The 20183-nt window shown below is 68.4% G+C and carries 10 protein-coding genes; 5 read left to right on the plus strand and 5 right to left on the minus strand.

Annotated elements, in window-relative coordinates; genetic code table 11:
• Positions 1 to 60: 60 nt before the first annotated feature.
• The gene (locus ABD115_RS04295) at positions 61 to 276 is read right to left on the minus strand and encodes a DUF3107 domain-containing protein (RefSeq protein WP_343958566.1); all 216 of its coding nucleotides are present in this window, start codon (positions 274 to 276) and stop codon (positions 61 to 63) included.
• Between the two features lie 251 nt (positions 277 to 527).
• Positions 528 to 3167, minus strand: a complete 2640-nt coding sequence (locus tag ABD115_RS04300; RefSeq protein WP_343958568.1) for a penicillin acylase family protein — start codon at positions 3165 to 3167, stop codon at positions 528 to 530.
• Positions 3168 to 3264: 97 nt separating this feature from the next.
• Here ABD115_RS04300 and ABD115_RS04305 point away from each other — a divergent pair, with 97 nt between their 5' ends.
• Together ABD115_RS04305 and ABD115_RS04310 are read left to right on the plus strand one after the other, a co-directional pair.
• Positions 3265 to 6663, plus strand: coding sequence for a PD-(D/E)XK nuclease family protein (locus tag ABD115_RS04305; RefSeq protein ID WP_343958570.1), 3399 nt, complete (start codon positions 3265 to 3267; stop codon positions 6661 to 6663).
• Complete coding sequence (locus ABD115_RS04310; protein ID WP_343958573.1) at positions 6660 to 10031, plus strand: ATP-dependent helicase; 3372 nt, start codon at positions 6660 to 6662, stop codon at positions 10029 to 10031. The genes ABD115_RS04305 and ABD115_RS04310 overlap by 4 nt, the downstream gene beginning before the upstream one ends.
• A 389-nt stretch (positions 10032 to 10420) precedes the next feature.
• Here the strand turns inward: ABD115_RS04310 and ABD115_RS04315 are convergent, their stop codons facing one another.
• Entirely contained in the window at positions 10421 to 11749 is a 1329-nt protein-coding gene (locus ABD115_RS04315) for a phosphotransferase (protein ID WP_343958575.1), read from the minus strand.
• Between the two features lie 113 nt (positions 11750 to 11862).
• Between ABD115_RS04315 and nudC the strand changes: the two genes are divergently transcribed.
• Positions 11863 to 12750, plus strand: a complete 888-nt coding sequence (nudC, locus tag ABD115_RS04320) for an NAD(+) diphosphatase (protein ID WP_343958577.1) — start codon at positions 11863 to 11865, stop codon at positions 12748 to 12750.
• Complete coding sequence (locus tag ABD115_RS04325) at positions 12747 to 14426, plus strand: ATP-dependent helicase (protein ID WP_343958579.1); 1680 nt, start codon at positions 12747 to 12749, stop codon at positions 14424 to 14426. The genes nudC and ABD115_RS04325 overlap by 4 nt, the downstream gene beginning before the upstream one ends.
• On the opposite strand, the gene ABD115_RS04330 is transcribed toward ABD115_RS04325, so the two are convergent.
• Both ABD115_RS04330 and ABD115_RS04335 read right to left on the minus strand, forming a co-directional pair.
• On the minus strand, positions 14323 to 15342 hold the full coding sequence (locus ABD115_RS04330) for a hypothetical protein (RefSeq protein ID WP_343958581.1): 1020 nt from the start codon (positions 15340 to 15342) through the stop codon (positions 14323 to 14325). The genes ABD115_RS04325 and ABD115_RS04330 overlap by 104 nt on opposite strands.
• 96 nt (positions 15343 to 15438) lie before the next feature.
• Positions 15439 to 16899, minus strand: a complete 1461-nt coding sequence (locus ABD115_RS04335; protein WP_343958582.1) for a zinc-dependent metalloprotease — start codon at positions 16897 to 16899, stop codon at positions 15439 to 15441.
• Positions 16900 to 17055: 156 nt separating this feature from the next.
• On the opposite strand from ABD115_RS04335, the gene ABD115_RS04340 reads away from it, so the two are divergent.
• A complete protein-coding gene (locus tag ABD115_RS04340; RefSeq protein WP_343958584.1) occupies positions 17056 to 20181 on the plus strand; it encodes a UPF0182 family membrane protein in 3126 nt (1041 codons plus the stop codon).
• Positions 20182 to 20183 lie beyond the last annotated feature (2 nt).

The raw sequence follows: 20183 nt of genomic DNA on the forward strand, positions 1-20183 counted from the left end.
GCTGGCCCGCGCCACCAGGCTGGGCCGCGGTGGGCCTCGGTGATCGGGGCCCGGGAGGAGCTAGCTGACGAAGCCGACCTTGCGCGAGGTGTCGCTGCCGAGCTCGACGTAGGTGATCGACTCGCGGTTCACGAGGAAGGTGCGACCCTTGCTGTCAGCGATGGAGACGAGCCCCGTCGGCGCTGCCTGGATCAGCGCGCCGAGCTCGTCGGCAGTTGCGTCGGTTTCGAACGAGAGCTCGCGTGCCGACTGGTTGATGCCGATCCGTACTTCCACAGTTGCCTCCTGGAAACATCGTGTTTGGTGGCGGCTCGAGCCGCAACCCTGTCTGTATCTGAGTGTATGGCCGCGGGTGCTGCTGCCGCCCCAAAATCGGCCCCCGTTCGCCGTCAGCGCAGCCGTAACCGGGGAAATCTGCACAGGGTCGGCCGGAGCGGGCCGGTGCTTACCGTTCTACTGCAGATCTGCGATCCTGCGCAGCCCGCAGCCCGCAGCCCGCAGCCCGCAGCCCGCAGCCCGCAGGCGGCCTACTTCGCGGGTGTGAGCGTCAGCGTGTCCTTCGTCACCGCCTCGACCGCAGCCGGGGTGTACGCCCACGCGTACTGCTCGCCGCGCGTCCACCCGTCGACCTGGTCGGTGTAGTTCTTGTGGAACGCGTGCCCGCTCTGGCCCGTGAGGTTTTGCCAGGTCGACGCATCCCAGTCTGAAACGTCGATGACCATGCGCATCGATGGCGCGGTCGAGGTCGCGTAGCCCTCGCCGAGCGACCAGCCGGTCGCGTTCACCACGCCCGAGCCGCCCGGGGTGTCGTACGGGCCGCGGTTGAAGAGCGCCTCGATGGGCGCGATGCCGCTCTCGCCGAACGTGCCGTGGGTGAGGGTGATGGCGTGGAGTTTGCCCCAGTTCCACTTCTCGGCGTTCTTGCCCTGCAGTTTTGTGAGCTCGGTGAGCGCGTCGTCGGCGGCTCCGAGCAAGAACTCGTCTGTGGTCTCTGAACCGTTCGTGGTCAACCACTCCGAGTCTGGGTTTTCGAGTTGCAGCTCGAGCACGCGCGCGAACCGCGACTGGTCGTCGCGCGGAATGTCGCCGTCGTGCCCCGAGACGAGCCGCGCGGTGACGTGCTCCCAGAGCACGTTCGCGTAGGCGGCGGCCGCCGAGTCCATCGAGTTCTGGCCGTCCCAGCCCGCGAGCAGCTCGAGCGCAGCCTGCAGATTAGTGTCGTCTGATTTCACCGAGGCATACGCCTGTTTGAGCGCCTTCGCCGCAGGCATCTGATTGTCCATGTGGATCGCGGCCATGTCTGCAGCGCTCACCGGCCCGGCTGCGATCTTCTCCTCGAGCAGCTCGACGATGCGGGCGGCGCGATAGCCGTAGTCCCAGTCGCGGCTGAGGAAGTGGGCGTAGTCGTCGTTCACAATCGCGTTGTTCGCGGTGACGATGTAGCCGGCCTTCGGGTTGTACGACCAGGGCTGCTCTTCGAACGGAATGAACCCCTGCCAGTCGTACGCGCTCGACCAGCCCGGCGTCGGCAGGTAGCCCTCCTGGCCCTGGGCGCGAATCGGCAGCTTGCCGGGTGCCTGGTAGCCAATGTTGCCCTCGGGGTCTGCGTAGATGAGGTTCTGCCCCGGCACGTCGAACTTGCTCGCGGCCTCACGGAAGTCGGTGAAGTTCTCGGCCCGGTTGAGCATGAAGATCGCCTCGGGGGTGGATCCGGCGTCGAGCGCCGTCCACCGCAGCGCGAGTGCCGCCTCCGAGTACGGCATGGTGCCGCCCATGGTGCCGGGCCCAACCGGGAGAATCTCGCCCTCGGGCGTCTCGGCACGGGGGTTCTCGGCGATCGCGGTGAATTCGCCCGTGAGGCCAGAGACGATGGGGCCGTGCCCGGTTTCGCGCACGGTGAGCTGCACGTCGTCCCCGCCCGCGACCCTGATGGTCTCCTCGCGCGTGGTCATGTCGTGCCACTCGTTGTCGTACCAGTACTTGTCGCCCTCGACGCTCTCGACGAAGAGGTCGGCGACGTCGGTGGTGAGGTTCGTGAACCCCCAGGCGATGTCTTGGTTGTGGCCGATCACGATGCCGGGGAGGCCAGAGAAGCTGTAGCCGGCGACGTCGAAGGGGCACTCCTCCGACACCGTTGAGCATCGCAGCTGGAGCTGGGTCCACACCGAGGGGAGTGCCGCGCCCAGGTGCGGATCGTTCGCGAGCAGCGGCTTGCCGGTTGTTGTGTGCTCGCCCGAAACGACCCACGAGTTCGAGCCGACGCCCTCGGCCTGCGACGTGATGAGCGAGTCAACCTTGCCGAGCAGCTCTTCGAGCGGAGTGAGGTTCAGCGACTCGATGAGCTTGCCAAACTGCTCCTCGACAAAGGCGGCGCCCTGCTCGAGCTTGCCGACGGCGACGACGCGGCGCCCGGCCGGGTCGTCGGCGAGGATCACGGGGTGCTCTTCGAAAGGGTAGCCCGGGTAGAGCTCTGCGAGCTGATCCGCACTCAAAAACTGCGCCTGCAGCGCGCGGGCGGTCTCGTCTTCGATATTCGTGCGCAGATCCCACGCCATCGCCTTGAGCCACGCGATCGAGTCGACGGGCTCCCACGGCTCCGGCTCGTAGCCCGGGTTCTGCAGCCCGAGCACGGCATACTCGAGCGAGAGCGCTGCACCCTGGCGCTCCTCGAGGTAGGCGTTCACACCGGCGGCGTACGCCTCGTAGTAGCCGCGCGCCTCATCGCTCATATTCTTATATTCCTGCTCGGCGATACGGTGCCAGCCGAGCGTGCGCAGGAATGAGTCGGTGCCGACCTGCGACTCGCCGAACAGCTCCGAGAGCCTGGCACTCGTGAGGTGACGGCGAAAATCCATCTCCCAGAACCGATCTTGCGCGTGCACATAGCCCTGCGAGAAGAACAGATCCTCGCTCGTGTCGGCGGTAATTGTCGCGATGCCGCGTGCGTCGCGCTGCACGGTGACATCGCCGCTCAGGCCAGCGGCGGTGACGCTGCCAGTGGTTTGCGGGAAGGATCGCTGCACTGTCCATACCCCGAGCCCGGCGGCCACGAGGGCGATAACCACGAGAGAGGCGAGGATCCACCCGACGACGCGCAGGCCCCGCCGCTTCTTCTTCGGCGAACCGTTCGCGGCGGTGTTCGACAGCGCGTCTGCAGCCTGGGTCATCGTTCCTCCACTCTGAGGGCCGTGCGACTGCACGGAGCCAACTTTGAGTATGCCACACGCTGCCGCCGATGTCTGAGGTGCTCAGTAGGCTGAATGCATGATCGAATTTGACCCGTCGCAAGAGCTCGTGCTCGGGCTCGACCCCACCGAGCACGCCCGCGTACTCGGGGCTCCGGGTACGGGCAAGACAGCGCTCGTGGTCGAGAGCTTTGCCCGCGTACTCGCGCGCGCCGGGTGGAGCGAGGGCGACGCGCTCGTGCTTGCGCCCAATCGGCTCGTCGCGGCTCGACTGCGCGAACAACTGCACGCGCGGGTGGCCAAGGCGATGGGTGGCGCGCCGGTGCGCACCGCGTCGTCGTTCGCCTTCTCGGTGCTCGGTCGCGCGGCGGCGGTCGCCGGTGAAGCGCCCGCGCGGCTCCTCACCGGCACCGTGCAAGACGAGGCCATTGCCGAAATTGTGCTCGCGCGCTTGGCTGGCGGCAGCGAATCAAGCAACGCTGCCGACGAGATGGGCACCCCGCTCCCTGACGGCCCGCACGGGCGGCAGGGGAGCGGCCCCTCCGCCCGCGCGGGTGACACCCTGGCCCCCGAGGTGCTGCTCAGCGCCCCGTTTCGCGCAGAGCTGCGCGAGTTGTGGCGGGTACTCGACGACTTTGGCTACGAGCCGAGTGCGCTCGCCGCAGAGCTCCATCGTGTGCTCGAAGCGGGAGCGGGCGAGGCCTACACGGCCGGCCCAGACCCCGCGCTTGCCGGCCGGTGGCTTGAGGCGCTGGGGCTGCTCTCCGAGCTACAGCAGGCGCTCGCGCTGACCCGCGGCAGCGAGGTGAGCTCGAGCGGGCTGCTCAGGCTCGCAGCCCAGGCAATTCGCGAGGGGCGGGCCGAGGTGCCGAAGCTGCTCATCGTTGACGACGCGCAAGAGCTGGGTGAGGGGCAGCTCGCGTTGATTGCCGCGTGCGCGTCAGTGGGCAGCGCTGTGTGGGTCTTTGGCGACCCCGACCTGGCAACCAGCGCATTTCAGGGCGAGCATACGCGGGTGCTCGCCGGCCTGAGCGCCGAGCTCGGGCGGCGCGGTTGGGTCGCTACGCCGGGGGCCGTCGAACAGCTCGTCGTGCTCACGCGCGTGTATCGTCACGGCGCGGAGATTCGCGGGTTTGTGCGAGAGCTCAGCGGCAAGATCGGCGCGTCGGGCACGGGGGAGCAGCGGGCGGCCGAGAGCGCCGGGGCCGCTGGCGCCGGGGCCGAGGCGAGCGGGTCGGTCGAGTTTGCGCGGGTCGCAACGCCAGCTGAGCAGCTCGGCGCCGTCGCACATCGCATGCGCGCGCGAAAGCTCGGGCTCGACACCGGCCGGGTGCTCGAGTGGGGCGACATGGCGGTCGTCTGCCGCACGCGCTCCGAGGTCACGCGAGTCGCCAGGCTGCTCGCGGGGCATCAGGTTCCGACCGGCGTTGCCGCCGGAGGCATTGTGCTGCGAGAGCACCAGATCGTGCGCGAGCTCGTCGCGCTGCTGCAGCACGCGCTTGGCATCGCGCCGCTCGACGCCGCGGGGGTGCTCCGCCTCGCCGGCGGCGTCACCGGAGGGCTCGATCCGGTCGCGGTGCGTCGGCTGCGGGGTGCGTTGCTGCTCGATGAGCGGCGCCTCGCCCGCGAGGAGGGCAGGGAGCCCGCGAGCGTCGACGAGGTGCTGTTCGAGGCGTTCGAGTTTCCTGGCCCGAGCCCCGCGATCGACAGCGCGGGGGGCCGTGCGATTCGCCGACTCGGCCTGATGGCCGCCGCCGGCACCCGGGTGCACGACAACGGCGGTACCCCGCGCGAGGTGCTCTGGGCCCTGTGGGATGCGGCCAAGCTCGCCGCCCGCTGGCAAGAAGAAGCGATATCCGGGCGAGGCCTGCGCGCCGACGAGGCGAACCGCTCGCTCGACGCCGTCGTCGGCTTGTTTTTCGCGCTGCAGCGTCACGAGGAGCAAGACAGCGAGCAGCCAGTGAGCGAGCTGCTCGAAGACATTCTGCGCAACACCGTGCCAGAAGATTCGCTTGCGCGGCGCGGCGAGCGCCAAACCGTAACGGTGACGACGCCCCAGGGGCTGATTGGGCGCGAGTTTTCGCTCGTCGCGGTCGTCGGCGTGCAAGACGGCTCGTGGCCGAACCTGCGCGCGCGTGGCTCGCTGCTCGGCGCAGCGGCGCTCGAACGCTGGCTGCGGGGTGGTGAGGCGCTGATGCCGTCGCGGCGCGAGACTACGCACGACGAACTGCGGCTCTTTCTGCACGCCTGCGCGCGGGCGCGAGACGAGCTGCTCGTCGTCGCCGTGGCCGACGAAGACAGCCACCCCAGCCCCTTCTTCGGCCTCGGCTCCGAGTTTCGTGTGGAGGGCCTGCCGAGCTCTAGGTTGACGCTGCGCGGCATCACCGCGGCGATGCGCCGGCGGGCCGTCGAGGCGCCGAGCGATGACCTGGCGGTGACGTCACTGGCGGCTCTCGCAGAGGCCGGCGTCGGCGGGGCGAGCCCCGACGACTGGTACGGGGTGCTTGAGCCATCGAGCACGCTGCCGCTCTACGCGCAGCCCGAGGGCGAAGAGCCGCGGCCGGTGCCGGTCAGCCCCTCGCAGCTCGACAAGGCCGAGACGTGTGCCCTCGACTGGGTGATCGGTGCACTCGGCGGGGGCACCGGCAGCGTGCAGGCGAGCCTGGGCACGCTCGTGCACCACGCGCTCGAAACGGTGACCGGGCACGACCCCGAGCAGCTGCTCGACGCGATTCTGGCCGAGTGGAAGAAGCTCCCGTTCGACGCGGAGTGGGAGTCGGAGCGCGCGCGTCGCACCGCGGCCGAGATGGCCGGCGGCCTCTCCGACTATCTCCGGGAGTTCGAGGCGTCTGGCAAGCAGCTTCTCGGCCGCGAGTCGAGTTTCAGCCTCCGGGCCGGCCGCGCCGAGCTGCGGGGCATCGCAGACAGGCTCGAGCTGCGTCGCACCCCGCAGGGTGCCGAGATCACTGTCGTTGATTTGAAGACGGGCCGCACCCCGGCGACGAAGCCAGAGGCCGAACAACACGTGCAATTGCAGGCCTACCAGCTCGGGGTGATGCTCGGGGCGTTTGACCTCGGCGAGGCCGCGGGCGCCGAGCCTGCCGGCGCCGGGCCTGCCGGCGCCGAGGCTGCCTGCGCCGAGCCTGCCGGCGCCGGGCCTGCCTGCGCCGGGCCTGCCGGCGCCGGGCCTGCCGGCGCCGAGGCTGCCTGCGCCGAGCCTGCCGGCGCCGAGGCGATCCACACGGCGGCCCGGCTGCTGTACGTGCACCCAGATGCGGCGAAGGGAAAGGGGTACGTCGTGCGTGAGCAATCGGGGTTGAGCGACGAGGCGCGTGAACAGCTCATCGAGCGCGTCGCGGGAGTGGCCGACATCATGGCCGCCGGCGAGTTCACGGCGCGCATCGAGCACCACTGCTCCGACCCGCACCGGCCGGGCAACTGTCGGCTGCACATCATTCAGGCGGTGAGCCACGCATGAGCGCTCCGGTGTTTTCGGCCGCCCGCGTCGCAGAGATTCTTGCCGCGCCGGGGGAGCAGCCGCTCCTGCCAACCGACGAGCAGCGCGCCGTCATCGAACACCCGCTCGCGGGGAGCACACTCGTCATTGCGGGTGCCGGCAGCGGCAAGACAGAAACGATGGCGAACCGCGTCGTCTGGCTCGTCGCGAACGGCCTCGCCGCGCCCGACTCCGTGCTCGGCCTCACCTTCACCCGCAAAGCGGCGGGAGAGCTCAGGGAGCGCATCGTCGGGAGCCTCGGCGCGTTCGTTGCGCGGCTCACCGAGCTCGGCGAGCGCGGCGAGCTCACCGAGCCCGAGCTTGGGCGGGCTCTCGAGCTGCAGGAGCGCCTCGCAGACGGCCTCGAGCTGCCTGACGTCAGCACATACAACTCCTTCGCCGCCGGGGTGCTGCAGGAGTTCGGTGCGTCGGCCGGGCTCGCGCCGGGGGCAGTCGTCATCGATGATGCAACGGCCTGGCGGGTGGCTCGGGAGACCCTGCTCGCGAGCGACGACGCCGAGCTGGTGACGAGCGAGCTGCGCACGCCGACGCTGATTCGTCACGTCATCGCGATGGATCGTGCGGTCGCAGACCACCTCACGAGCTTCGACCGTGTCGACCAGCTCGTCGCAGAGTTTCGCGGAGTAACCAGGCTTCCCTACAACGAGAAAGAAGACCCCGAAAAGCCGAGCGGCAAGGTCTACGCGAAGGTTCGCGACGCGGTGAAGGCAATCGAAGAGACCCCGCTGATCACCAGGCTCGCGCGCGCGTATGGCGCCGAGAAGGAGCGCCGCGGCCTCATCGATTTCTCCGACCAGCTGTCACTCGCGACGCAGGCGCTTGAGGCTGCTCCCGAGGCCCTTGGCGTGCTGCGCGGCCGCTACCAGGCGGTGCTGCTCGACGAGGTGCAAGACACCTCCGTCGGGCAGACCAGGCTGCTCGCAAAACTGTTCGGCGGTATACCGGTGATGGCGGTCGGCGACCCGCACCAGTCGATCTACGCGTGGCGCGGCGCATCGGCAGAAGGGCTCCGCTCGTTCCACGCAGACTTCCGTGGCGGTGACGCCGCCGCCACGCTCACGCTCTCGGTGAGCTGGCGCAACCCGACCCTCGTGCTTGAAGCGGCCAACGCTGTGTCAGCGGAGCTGCGCGCTAACGCCGCCGTCGACGTGCCCGAGCTGCGGCCGCGGCCCGGCGCAGGCGAGGGCAGCGTCGACGTGATCTACCCCGAAACAGTGAACGAAGAGCGCGAGCAACTCGCCGAGTGGATCGCGCGCGCCAGGCGCGACGTCCCTGGCAAAGAAGGCGAACCTCCGACCGCCGCGGTGATCTTTCGCAAGCGCGCCTCGATGCCAGGGTTCGCCGCAGCGCTCACCGAGGCCGGCGTGCCAAACCGCATCGTCGGGCTCGGGGGGCTGCTGAGCACCCCCGAAATCACCGACATTGTCAGCTGCCTGCGGGCGCTCTGGTACGCCGATGCGGGCGGCGACCTCATTCGACTGCTCGCAGGGCCGCGTTTTCGCATCGGTGTCGCCGACCTTGCAGGCTTGCGCGACGCCGCGCGCTGGTTCGGGGGGCGCGACGTGCGGCAGCAGCCCCTCGACGAGCTCGATCGCGCAACCGACAGCGTGCTGCCAGACCCCGACCGGGAGTTCACCCTCATTGACGCGCTCGACGCGATCGCAAGCATGCGCGACCTCGATCACAGCGCACTCAAGGGGGTCACCGAGACGGGGCGGGAGCGGCTCCGCGAGGCTGGGTTGCTACTGCGAGACCTCAGACAGGGCGTCGGCGGGAGCACCTCCGAACTTATTGGGGCGGTGACGCACGCGCTGCGCCTCGACATCGAGCTTGAGGCGAACGAAGCCAGGGGAGTGGCCGCCGGTGCGCTCGCAAATATCGAGGCATTCACCGAGCTCGCTGAGGGGTTTCTCGCAATCGACACCCGCGGCACGCTCGCCTCGCTGCTTGAGTGGGTCGAGCGAGCGATCGAAGACGACGAGGTCGCTGAGCATGTCGCGGCGCCGCTTCCCGGCACCGTGCAGCTCATCACCGCGCACGGCTCGAAGGGGCTGCAGTGGGATATCGTCGCGGTGCCGCGGCTCGTCGACGGCGAGTTTCCCGGGGCGGCTAGGAGCGGGGCAGGCTGGCTTCGCACGGGAGAGCTGCCCGACGAACTGCGCGGCGATCGCGCCGCGCGGCCGCAGCTCAATTGGCGCATCGCGACCACCCAGAAAGAACTGTGCGAGCGCCTCGACGAGTACCGGGCCGAGCTGAAGGATCGGCACGCCGAGGAGGAACGGCGGCTCGCCTACGTGGCAATCACCCGCTCGGCGGGGCTGCTGCTGCTCTCTGGCTCGTTCTGGGGAGGGCAGACGCGTCAGCGCAAGCCGTCGGTGTACCTCGAGGAGCTGCGCGAGCGATTCGTGCCGGAGTTGCCAGAGCAAAGCACACACGAGGCTGACCCGAGCCAGCTCGCCGAGCTCACCGCGAACTGGCCGCTCGACCCGCTCGGCAATCGCGCCGCTGGGGTCTTCCGGGCCGCGCGTGCGGTGCGCGAGGCGATCAGCGAGAGGCCAGCCGGTGATGCCGACATGGCCGATGGCCCCGCGCGCGGCCCCGTTGACGAGACCGTCAGGTTGTTGCTGGCCGAGCGGGAAGCAGCCGAGCGGGTGCGCGCGGGTACCGCGGCGGTTGCCGCCTCGCTCCCCGAGCGCGTCACCGCGTCGACGTTCCACGAATTCGTGGCGGATCCGAAGGGCGCCGAGCGCCACAGACTTCGCCCGGTGCCGCAGCGGCCGTATCGCCGCACCAGGGTCGGCAACCGCTTCCACGAGTGGGTGGAGCGGCGCGCGACGACGCCTGGCGGCACCGCGCTGCCGCTGCTCGGGTTAGACCCGGAGGAGTGGGACCCAGGCCGGGGCGAGTTTGACGCCGAGTCTGAACTTGCTCCGCTCATCGAGGTATACGAGCAATCGAGGTGGGCGACGCGGCAACCCATCGCGGTCGAACTTGAGGTTTCGCTCCCGTTCGCGGGGCGCACGCTCGTGTGCAAGCTCGATGCCGTGTACCGTTTGGAGCAGCCGACCGACGAGGGGCTCCCTCGCTTCGAGGTCGTCGACTGGAAGTCGGGGCGAGCCCCGGCGAACGACGCGGAACGCGAGAGCAGGTTCTTCCAGCTCGATCTGTACCGTCACGCCTACGCGCAGTGGGCCGACGTCGCGCCCGAGCGCATCGATGTGTCGCTGTTCTACGTCGCCGAGAACGTCGAGATTCGCGGCGACGCCGTGCGCACCCTTGCCGAGCTCGAGGAGTTGTGGCTGGGCGCGGCCGAGCGCCTCGCTGGCTGAGTACTAGGCGCGGGGCCCGCCTGGCCTGCTGGGCCCACCTGGCCTGCTGGGGCAGCGCGGCCTGCCGGGGTCGCCTGGCCTGCTGGGCCCGCCTGGCCTGCTGGGCCCGCCTGGCCTGCTGGGCCCGCCTGGCCTGCTGGGGCAGCGCGGCCTGCCGGGGTCGCGCGGCCGCGAACCCTTGCGTTGCCCCCGAGCCGGACCCTTGTGCAGGGCTGCGAGGGGGTGTGCTCGGAGGTACCTGCAGGGGTCGGCGATCGGCGGGGCCCGAGACTCCGCGGGGCGGCTCCGCGCGGGGCGGGGCCTGGTGCGGGCAGCTCGGGGCCTGGCGCGGGTAGCTCGGGGCCTGGCGCGGGCAGCGCGGGGCCTGGCGCGGGGCGCCGCGGCGCTCGCTAGCGGCGCGGCGCGTCGGGCAGATCCTCGTCGCTGATCGGCTCGGTCAGCAGGTCGTCGACGGGTTCGGTGAGCTGCTCGTCTGGCGCGGCCCGCCCGTCGCTACCCGGTTTGCCGACGGCGTCAGCCACCCCGGGCCCAGCGGCGCCAGAAGCCCCTGCTTCGCCAAGCTCGGCGGGCGAGGCACCCTCTGCGGGCGAGGCACCCTCGGCGGGCGAGGCGCCCTCCGCGTGCCCAGCACCAGCACCGGCACCGTCCTCTGGCAGCGGCTCAATAAAGTCGGTGTCGAAGCCGAACATTCGATCTTCGTCGAGCGCCTCGTAGGCTGCGGTCTCAGACAGCCTGTCAGAGACGGCTGGCGTCTGGTCGAGCAGGTCGAGCGCGGCGGCTTCGCCGATAGGCTCGCGGCTCGGCACGGGTACGTCGAGCAGGCTCAGCCTGTCGACTAGTCTGTCGAGCATTTCAACGGCGTCTTCGATGACCTGGGTGTCGTGCGTGTCGACGCCGTGCAGCAGCCACTTGGCGATCTCGAGCTCGTGGTAGAAGGCGGCGCGGCTCCGCAGCGCAGCAGAGTCACCGACTCCCGAGCGCCTGGCGTAGCGGCTCATCACTGCGTCGAAGACATCGGATCCGGCCTCGCACAGCCAGGCGACGTCGCTCGCCGGGTCTCCGACTGACAGCCCCGACCAGTCCAGCACGCCGACGATGCGATCGTCGTCGATCAAGAGAGCGTCTGCACCCATCGTGCCGTGCACGATGCGGGGCTCGAAATCCCACAGCTCGGCGGCCTCCAACACCTCTGTCCACCGTGCGTGAACGGTCTCCGGCAGATAGCGCGTTGACTGGGCGCGATCGACCACCCTAGCCACCAGCAGCCGTTGATCGCGCGCACTCCGCTCGACCAGGCCGCCCTGCTGCGCAACGCTCCGCGGGAGGGCGTGGATAGCCGCGAGACTCTCTGCGATCGAGTCAATTAAGATAGCGTCGGCCCGCAGGTCTGCGACGTCGAAGCGCGAACCCTGCACGAATGTTGTGGCGACCGCACGGGTGTCTCCCGCGCGGGTCATGCCAAGCGAGCGTGGCGCCTCGAACGGCAGCTCCGCGCGTGCGCCTTCGGTGAGCGCGGCCAGCCCGAGCACGGTCGCAGACTGGAGCGTCTCGGCCTGCTGCGTGCGTGGCACACTCACCATAATCTCGTCGTCTGGAGTGGTGAGAATCGCCGCCGCGAATTCATCGCCAGACGCGTGATGGGGTCGCACCGCCACGGCGACGAGACCGGGCACCGCTGACGTCGCGAGCGCTGCGAGGGTAAGCGTGAGAGTGGCCATGCCCATTAGCGTATGCACCCCGGCCGCATCACGGGCCGCGCCACGCGCACCGCGCAGCAGTCTCAGAGCAAACCGTGCGCTGGCAGCACCTCGAAGTCTGAGAAGATCGATGTATGAGTGTGGAACAAGTGCCGCTGGCCGGAGGCCTGATCGATCGAGACGCGGCAACTCGGGGCTCCGCCGAACTGCTCGAGCGGGCCTGGGAGCAGCCCGGCACGGTGGTGCTTCGCGTCGCGGCGCAGAGCATTCCGATTCGGGATCGCGATGGTGTGCTCGCCCTTGTCTCGGCACGCGAGGTCGATGCTCCGGTCGATGAACGCATCTACCTCGGGTTGCACGATGGTGCAGCGGTGTTCGCCATTGCGGCCGAAGAAACCGAGAGCGAACCGGGGGTGACCTGGCAGCACGTGCTCACGTCGGTGCTGCGGCTGCCCCCAGCCGAACGCGAGCTCGTGACAATGGCGCTCGCAGTGATTCGCTGGCACGAGGCCGCCGGGTTCTCGCCCCGCGACGGCGAACCGACCACAGTCGCCGACGGCGGGTGGTCGCGCCGCACGGCCGCGGGCGGCGAGCTCTTTCCGCGCACCGACCCCGCGGTTATCGTGCTGATCACTCACGAAGACAGGGTGCTGCTCGGCTCGAACGTGCTGTGGGAGACCGGGCGATTCTCGTTGCTCGCAGGGTTCGTCGAGGCCGGCGAGACCCTCGAGAACGCGGTCGCTCGCGAGGTGTTCGAAGAGGCCGGGGTGCGCGTCGGCGAGATTCGCTACGTCGCCTCGCAGCCATGGCCGTTCCCGCGCTCGCTCATGCTTGGCTTCCACGCATCGCTCGCCGCCGACCAAGACCCAGAGCAGCTCGCTGCCGACCCGGCCGAAATCTCAGAGCTGCGCTGGTTCACGCGCGAAGAGATCCGCTCGCCGCACTCGGGCATCAAGCTGCCAGGCGAGCTCTCGATCGCGGGGTGGCTGCTGCACTCGTGGGCCGCGGAAGCAGATCAGTGACCGGCGACGCCGCGGAGATCTTGCGAGCGCTCGACCCCGACCAGCGCGAGATCGCCCAGGCGCTGCGCGGCCCTGTGTCGGTGCTCGCCGGCGCCGGCACAGGCAAGACCCGCGCCATTACGCACCGGATCGCCTACGGCGTGCGAACGGGGGTGTACGACCCGCAGCGCGTGCTGGCCGTCACGTTCACGCGAAAGGCCGCCGGCGAGCTGCAGGGGCGGCTGCGCGAGCTCGGCGCAGACGGTGTGCGGGCGCGCACGTTTCACGGGGCGGCGCTCGCGCAGCTCAGCCATTTTTGGCCGCAGTTTGTTGGGGGAGACGCGCCACAGCTGCTGCCGGGGAAGGTCGCAGCGCTTTCGCAAACCGTCGAGTCGCTCGGTTTGCGACTGAGCGGTGAAACGCTGCGCGACATCGCCGCCGAGATCGAGTGGCGCAAGGTGTCGATGCTGAGCATCGAGAGCTACGCGGAGCGCCTCGACTCCCGGCCGGCACTCGCTGGGCTGTCGCCCGAACAGGTCATCGACATTCAGGAGCGCTACACCAAACTGCTCGAGGAGCGCAGGCAGATCGATTTCGAGGATGTGCTGGTGCTGCTGTCGGGCATGCTCGAGGTCGAACCACGCGCCTCGTTGCAGGTGCGTGAGCAGTACCGCTTCTTCACGGTCGACGAGTTTCAAGACGTGTCGCCCCTGCAGCACCGGCTGCTGAATCTGTGGCTGGGGGCGCGCGACGACCTGTGTGTCGTCGGCGATGCGAGCCAGACGATCTATTCCTTCGCCGGCGCGACAAGCTCATTCCTGCTGCGGTTCGGCAGCGAGCACCCGAACGCCCGCGAGTTTCGGCTCGAACGCAACTACCGCTCTGTGCCGCCCATCGTTGTCGGCGCGAACCGGCTGATGCGCGACAAACCGGGGGCGCTGCAGCTGAGCCCGATGCGCGAACAGAGCGACAGTGTGCCGCAGTTCGGCTGGTTCCAAACGGAGCAAGACGAGGCGCGGGGGGTGGCCCAGGCGATCTCGCAGGCGCGCGCTGAGGGGGTCGCTGCCTCTGACATCGCGGTGCTGTACCGCACGAACGCGCAGTCTGCGAGGCTCGAAGAGGCGCTCGCAGCCGAGGGCATACCGGTGCGCGTGCACGGCGCGCAGCGGTTCTATGACCGTGCAGACGTGCGGCGCGCGATCTTGCTTATTCGGGGCCAGGCCAAGGTCGCAGACGATCGGCCGCTGTTTCAGATTGTCAGTGACATGTTGCGGGCTGTCGGGTGGACGGCGAAGCCACCTGAGGGCGCAGCGGAGCGCGAGCGCTGGGAAGCACTGAGCTCGATACTGTCACTCGCAGACGACATGCCACCAGGCACCGGCATCGTCGGGTTCAGCGAAGAGCTGCAGGCACGTCAGCAGGCGCAGCACGAGCCGCGAATGGAAGCGGTCACGCTGAGCGCAGTGCACGCCGCGAAGGGTCTCGAATGGCCGCTGGTGCACGTTGTCGGCCTGAGCGAAGGGATCTTTCCGATCTCGCACGCGCAGAGTGAGGAAGACATCGAGGAGGAGCGCCGGCTGGCCTACGTCGCGTTCACGAGAGCGCGCGATTCACTGCTGATGTCGGGCTTCGCGAGTGCGGCGCGCTCATCTCGGCCACCGTCGCGGTTCGTGGCGGAGGCCGGGGTGCACTTCTAATCGCGCAGCCGCACTCGGGGTGTGTGGTGAGCGTGGTGAACGAGGGGAGCGCGGCGAGTGCGCCGTGCTCGACGGGAAGAATGAGCTGGCGCTTATGCACCCACCGCGCGCCGCGGCGCCAACACGCGATGTAGTGCGCTGCTGCTGCGCCGACGAAGGGCATCGTTTCGGGGGCCTCTGAGCCCGGTACCCAGCCGTAGAGCTGTGCTGAGATGGCAGGGAGAGCCGGGTCTTGGTCGGTGAGGTGCAGTGCCTCGCAGCCGTGGCAGGGCGCTCCGCTCGCCGACACGAGCGGCCCGACCCTCGCAGCGTCGTCGGTGAATCGAATGAGCAGGTGCGGCACGCCGGCTCGCAGCCAGCGACTGCTGCGGCCGAGTGGCTCGAGATAGCGCAGCACCTCGATCGCCAGCTCTGGCTCGCCGCCGCTGCGCTCGCAGGAGCACAGCCGGTTCGCCTCGAGCGCTTGGCGCAGCCCCGGCAGCGCCCTGCCGTCGTCGTAGATTGCGGTGCGAAGGCGTTGGCGAGTGGCGACCGAACGCGCGCTGTACGCGAGCTCCATGGACGCGTGTCGGAGCGCGGGGGAGACGGGGGCATGAGGGGCAGCGCTCAGGCGGGTGGGCGGCCCGCCGTCGGCCTCTGCGGGGAGCTGATCTGCCACGGGGTCGACGAGGCGCTCCCGGGCGACGAGCGCCGGGCGCAGCGCGTCGAGCACCCGCTGTGCTTCGCCCGGGTCGTGCCGCGCGAGCTCCTCGGCCGTGGCGCCGTGCACGAGCATGGCGATGACTCGCTGCGTCTGCGGCGAGGCCGCCTCGACGCGGGCGACGACGCGGTCGAAGCCGACGCGCAGCGTGGTGGGAGTTTCCCATACGAGAGGGCGGTCTGGGGTGAGCTGAGTGGTGGGAACTGTGTGGGTCATCTCAGCAGTCTGGGGCGCGCTGGCCGCGCTACCGGGTTGTCCACACGCATAATCGAACGCCGACGGCTTTCAGCGCGGTGTGAACAACCCGTCGTGCTACGCGCGCGGCGATGCTCCCGGCTCGCTGCCGCCAGAATCACCGGTGCCGTCAGCATCGCCGTCGCCACCGGCGCCGTCGGTATCACCAGCGCCGAGATCGCGTGGCGGGAGCTCATTGCTCAGGAGCTTCTTGAGCTCGTCGTCGAACGGATCGACCGGGGCAGTCCCGTCGCCGAGCAGCCCGATGCGGGAAAGAAGCAGATCTGGTGCGTCGATCTCTTCGGCCGAGGGCATGATATCGGGGTGCGACCAGAGGTTGTCGCGAGCCGACTGCCCCCCGCGATCCACCACGGTGCGCCACATCAGTGCGGCCTCGCGCAGCCGGCGCGGCCGCAGCTCGAGCCCGGCAAGGGCGGCGAACGCGCGCTCGCCAGGGCCACCTGTCGCGCGGCGACGGCGCACCATCTCGGCGATGCCGTTGGCGCCGGGCAACCTGCGCGTCGCGTCCTCTGTCACGGTGTCGACCCACCCCTCGATGAGTGCGAGCATCGTGGCGAGGCGCTCGTGGGCCGCCTCCTGGGCCTCGGTCTTTGGCGGGAACAGCGCCCCGCTCGCGAGAATCTCTTGGAGCTGATCTGGCCGCGACGGATCGATCTCGCGCGAGACCTCCTCGATGCGCTCGGTGTCGATGTGGATCCCGCGCGCGTAATCCGTAATCGCGGTGAGCAGGTGCGAGCGGAGCCACTTGGTGTGCCGGAACAACCGCGCGTGAGCGAGCTCGCGCACTGCGAGGTAGAGCGTCACCGCCTCAAGATCTTGGTCAAGGCCCTCCGCGAACTTGGCTATGCCGCCCGGGAGCAAGGCCCCGCCCTCGTTGCCCTCACCGGAAAAGAGGGGAATGCCAACATCGCCCGCCGACACAACCTCGCCTGACAGCTGCCCGACGATCGAGCCGAGCTGCACCGCGAACAGTGCACCGCCAACGCTGCGGAGCATCGGCGTCGCCTGCTGCAGGGCCGCCGCCATCTCCTCGGGCATCTGGCTGTTCACGGAGTTCATGAGTGCGCGCGACACCGACTCCGCGACCGGCTCGGCCAGGCTAATCCACGTATCGATTGAGCGCTGCACCCACTCGATACGGTTGACCACGCGAGGCGAATCAGACACCGGGCCGAGCTGCGTTGCCTCGTCAAGCCAGAGCGACGCGACTGGGAACGCGCGATCTGCCGCGGCCGAATCGGTCGCGGGCTCACCGCCAGCGGCATCGAGCGCCGTGCGCCGCGCGACCGACCAATCGATCTTGTCGCTCGGGTTCGACATTGCGCCCCGGAGCGTCGAGAACAGCGCGCCGAGCACAGCGGGGTCTGCAGAGATGCCCGCGGCCTTGGCGAGCACCGACGGATCGAGCTCGGCGTCTTGCTGCCCGCTGAGCATGTTCTGCAGCAAGCGCTGCAGTTCTTCGAAATTGGGGCTCGACGATTCGTTCGGCCCCTCTGGCTGTGTATCGTCGTTGTTCACGGCGTTCTCCTCATGCCTCGTACTGGTAATAACGCTACGGCACGCGAGGTGAGACGCCGCCGTGAGACGCGCGATTGTATTGCGCCCACTGCGAACAGTTACGAATGTGTTGTAGCTCCCACAACTTATTCAGCGGGCGAACGATACGATCGTTGGGTGACCGAACAGACTACTTCTGCCCCCCGATCGCGCCGACTTTCCCCGCTCGCAATCACGATCATTCTCGTGGTCGTGCTGATCATCGCGTTCCTCGCGGTCTCGTCAGTGATGACTGAGGTCCTATGGTTCAACCAGCTCGGGTACCTGCCCGTGTTTGCGACGCAGTGGATAGCGGCAGGCGCCATGTTTATCGTCGGCTTTCTCGCGATGTCGATTCCGGTGTTTCTCTCCATTGACATTGCGTACCGCAAACGCCCGGTCTATGCTCGCTTGACCGCGCAGCTCGACCGCTACCAAGAGGTCGTCGAGCCGCTGCGCAGGCTGGTGAAATGGGTGCTGCCGGCAGTGCTCGGCATCTTCGCCGGTATCGCGGCCGCCTCGAGCTGGCGCACCGTGTTGCTGTGGTGGAACTCGGAGCCGTCGGGCGAGAAAGACGCACAGTTCGGCTTTGACATCTCGTTCTACCTGTTCGATTTGCCGCTGTGGCAGTCGATCGCGGGGTTTGCCTCTGCCGCCGTGCTGATCTCGCTGCTCGTAGGTGCCGCGACTAGCTACCTCTACGGTGGTATCTCGTTCACCGAGCGTGAGCTGCGCGTGTCGAAGTCGACACGCATTCAGACCGCTATTCTCGCGACCCTGTACCTCCTGATCCAGGCCGCAAGCCTGTGGCTCGACCAGTACGCGACAGTGACGAGCACCGACGGCTACGCGACGGGCGCAATGTACTCGAGCGTGCACGCCACGATTCCGGGTAAGCAGATTCTTGCGGGCATCGCGGCGATTGTCGCCGTGCTCTTTATCGTCACCGCGATCACTGGCAAGTGGCGCATTCCGGTCATCGGCACCGCATTGCTCATCGTGTCGAGCCTCGTGCTTGGCGTCGGCTACCCCTGGGCGATCCAGCAGTTCCGCGTTGTTCCCGACGAGCAGAGCATGGAGTCGGAGTACATCTCGCGTAACATCGACGCGACGCGCAAGGCCTACGGCCTCGACGAGGTGAAGATTGAGCGCTACGACGCGGTGACCGACGCCGAGCCCGGCGCGCTGCGCAATGACGCGGTCGCCACCTCGAACATTCGCATTATGGACCCAGAGGTCATCTCGCGCACCTTTGCGCAGCTCGAGCAATCCAAGCAGTACTACAAGTTCCCGAAGTCGCTGAACGTCGATCGCTACGAGCTTGACGGCCAGGTCGAAGACACCGTCTCGGCGATTCGCGACATCGACATCTCGGGGCAGTCGAGCTGGTACAACCGCACGCTCGTGTTCACCCACGGCTACGGCCTCGTCGCAGCCTACGGTAACCAGCGCTCGCCCGGCGGCGAGCCGGTGTTCCTCGAGGGTGGCATTCCGACCGACGGCCGCCTCGGCAAGTTCGAACCGCGGGTGTACTTCGGCATGGATTCGCCCGACTACTCGATCGTCGGTGGCGAACGGGACAAGGCTATCGAGCTCGACTTCCCGTCAGACATCGAGAGCACCCCAGAGGCGCCGGCAGCCGACGCCGAAGACGCGGCTCCCGCGGAGGGCGGCAGCGCCGCATCGACCGTGGCATCGGTGACTGCGAAGGAAGACCCGGCTGACGGCGACGCCGCTGCTGACGGCGACGCCGCTGCTGAAGGCGACGCGAACGGTGATGCGCCTGCCGAAGAAGACGTGCCGGCTGAAGATCTCGACCCCGAGGTCGAGGCCGCGGTCGGTGGCCGCGCGAACCTCACAACCTTCAAGGGCGATGGCGGGCCGAAGCTCGACAACATTCTCACGAAGATCATGTTCGCCCTGAAGTTCCAGGACGTCGAGATTCTGCTCTCGGGCGCCGTCGTCGACGGCTCGCAGGTGCTGTTCGACCGCAACCCAGTCGAGCGCGTGCAGAAGGTGGCCCCCTACCTCACGATCGATGCCGCTCCCTACGCATCGGTTGTTGACGGCAAGCTGAAGTGGATTATTGACGGCTACACGACCTCAGCGCAGTACCCGTACTCCGAGGTCACCGACATGAACGCGCTCACGGTAGACGCAGACAACCAGCGCGTGAGCATGATGGCGAAACCGGTGAACTACATTCGCAACTCGGTGAAGGCAACCGTTGACGCCTACGACGGCAGCGTTGACCTCTACGCCTGGGATACCGAAGACCCGCTGCTGAAGTCGTGGGGCAAGATCTTCCCGGGCACACTCAAGAGCGTCGACGACATGAGCGGCGAGCTGCTCAGCCACGTGCGCTACCCGACCGACATGTTCAAGGTGCAGCGCGAGGTGCTGAGCAAGTACCACGTGACCGATGCCGGGGCGTTCTACTCGGCCGAAGACGCGTGGCGCACGCCAGATGACCCGGTAGCAACCGCGAGCGAGACTGAGCGCGCGCCAGCTCAGCCGCCGTACTACCTCACCCTGTCTGCGGGCGTTGGTGCCGAGCCGACCTACTCGATCTACTCGACGTACATTCCTGACGCTCGTGGCGAGGGCGCGCGCGATATTCTCACCGGGTATCTCGCCGCAAACTCGAACGCTGGCTCCGAGGCGGGCAAGGTCTCGGAAGACTACGGCACGCTGAAACTGCTGACGCTCCCCAAGAGCAACACCATTCCGGCGCCCGGCCAAGTGCAGAACAGTTTTAACACCGACCCGAAGGTTTCGACCGAGCTCAACCTGCTCAGGCAGGGCGGCACGCGCGTGATCAGCGGTAACCTGCTGACCCTCCCGGTCGGTGGTGGCCTGCTGTACGTGCAGCCCGTGTACCTCGAAGCGTCGTCGGGCACGAAGTTCCCGCTGCTGCAGAAGGTGCTTGTTTCGTTCGGCGATGACATCGCGTTCGAAGACACGCTTGACGGCGCGCTCGACACCCTCTTTGGTGGTAACTCAGGTGCGAACGCCGGTGACGGCGATAGCGACGCCGAGGTGCCTCCGGCCGAGGGCGATGGTGACGGCAACGGCGAGCCAGCCGAGCCGGGCGAAAGCTCGGGCGGCAAGACGCCGGCGGCACTCACGCAGGCGCTGAAAGATATGAAGGCTGCGATCGACGAGCGCGATGCGGCGATGAAGGAGGGCGACCTCACGAAGTTTGCTGAGGCCGACAAGAAGCTCTCGGAGGCGCTGGAGCGGGCGCTGCAGGCCGGCGCATAGCG

Source organism: Leucobacter albus, assembly GCF_039528015.1.
GTDB classification, from domain to species: Bacteria; Actinomycetota; Actinomycetes; order Actinomycetales; family Microbacteriaceae; genus Leucobacter; species Leucobacter albus.

Excerpts from the sequence above, each read along its gene's own strand:
- ABD115_RS04300 (WP_343958568.1), bottom strand. The coding sequence starts at position 3,167 with ATGACCCAGGCTGCAGACGCGCTGTCGAACACCGCCGCGAACGGTTCG.
- ABD115_RS04305 (WP_343958570.1), top strand. The coding sequence starts at position 3,265 with ATGATCGAATTTGACCCGTCGCAAGAGCTCGTGCTCGGGCTCGACCCC.
- ABD115_RS04310 (WP_343958573.1), top strand. The coding sequence starts at position 6,660 with ATGAGCGCTCCGGTGTTTTCGGCCGCCCGCGTCGCAGAGATTCTTGCC.
- ABD115_RS04315 (WP_343958575.1), bottom strand. The coding sequence starts at position 11,749 with ATGGCCACTCTCACGCTTACCCTCGCAGCGCTCGCGACGTCAGCGGTG.
- nudC (WP_343958577.1), top strand. The coding sequence starts at position 11,863 with ATGAGTGTGGAACAAGTGCCGCTGGCCGGAGGCCTGATCGATCGAGAC.
- ABD115_RS04330 (WP_343958581.1), bottom strand. The coding sequence starts at position 15,342 with ATGACCCACACAGTTCCCACCACTCAGCTCACCCCAGACCGCCCTCTC.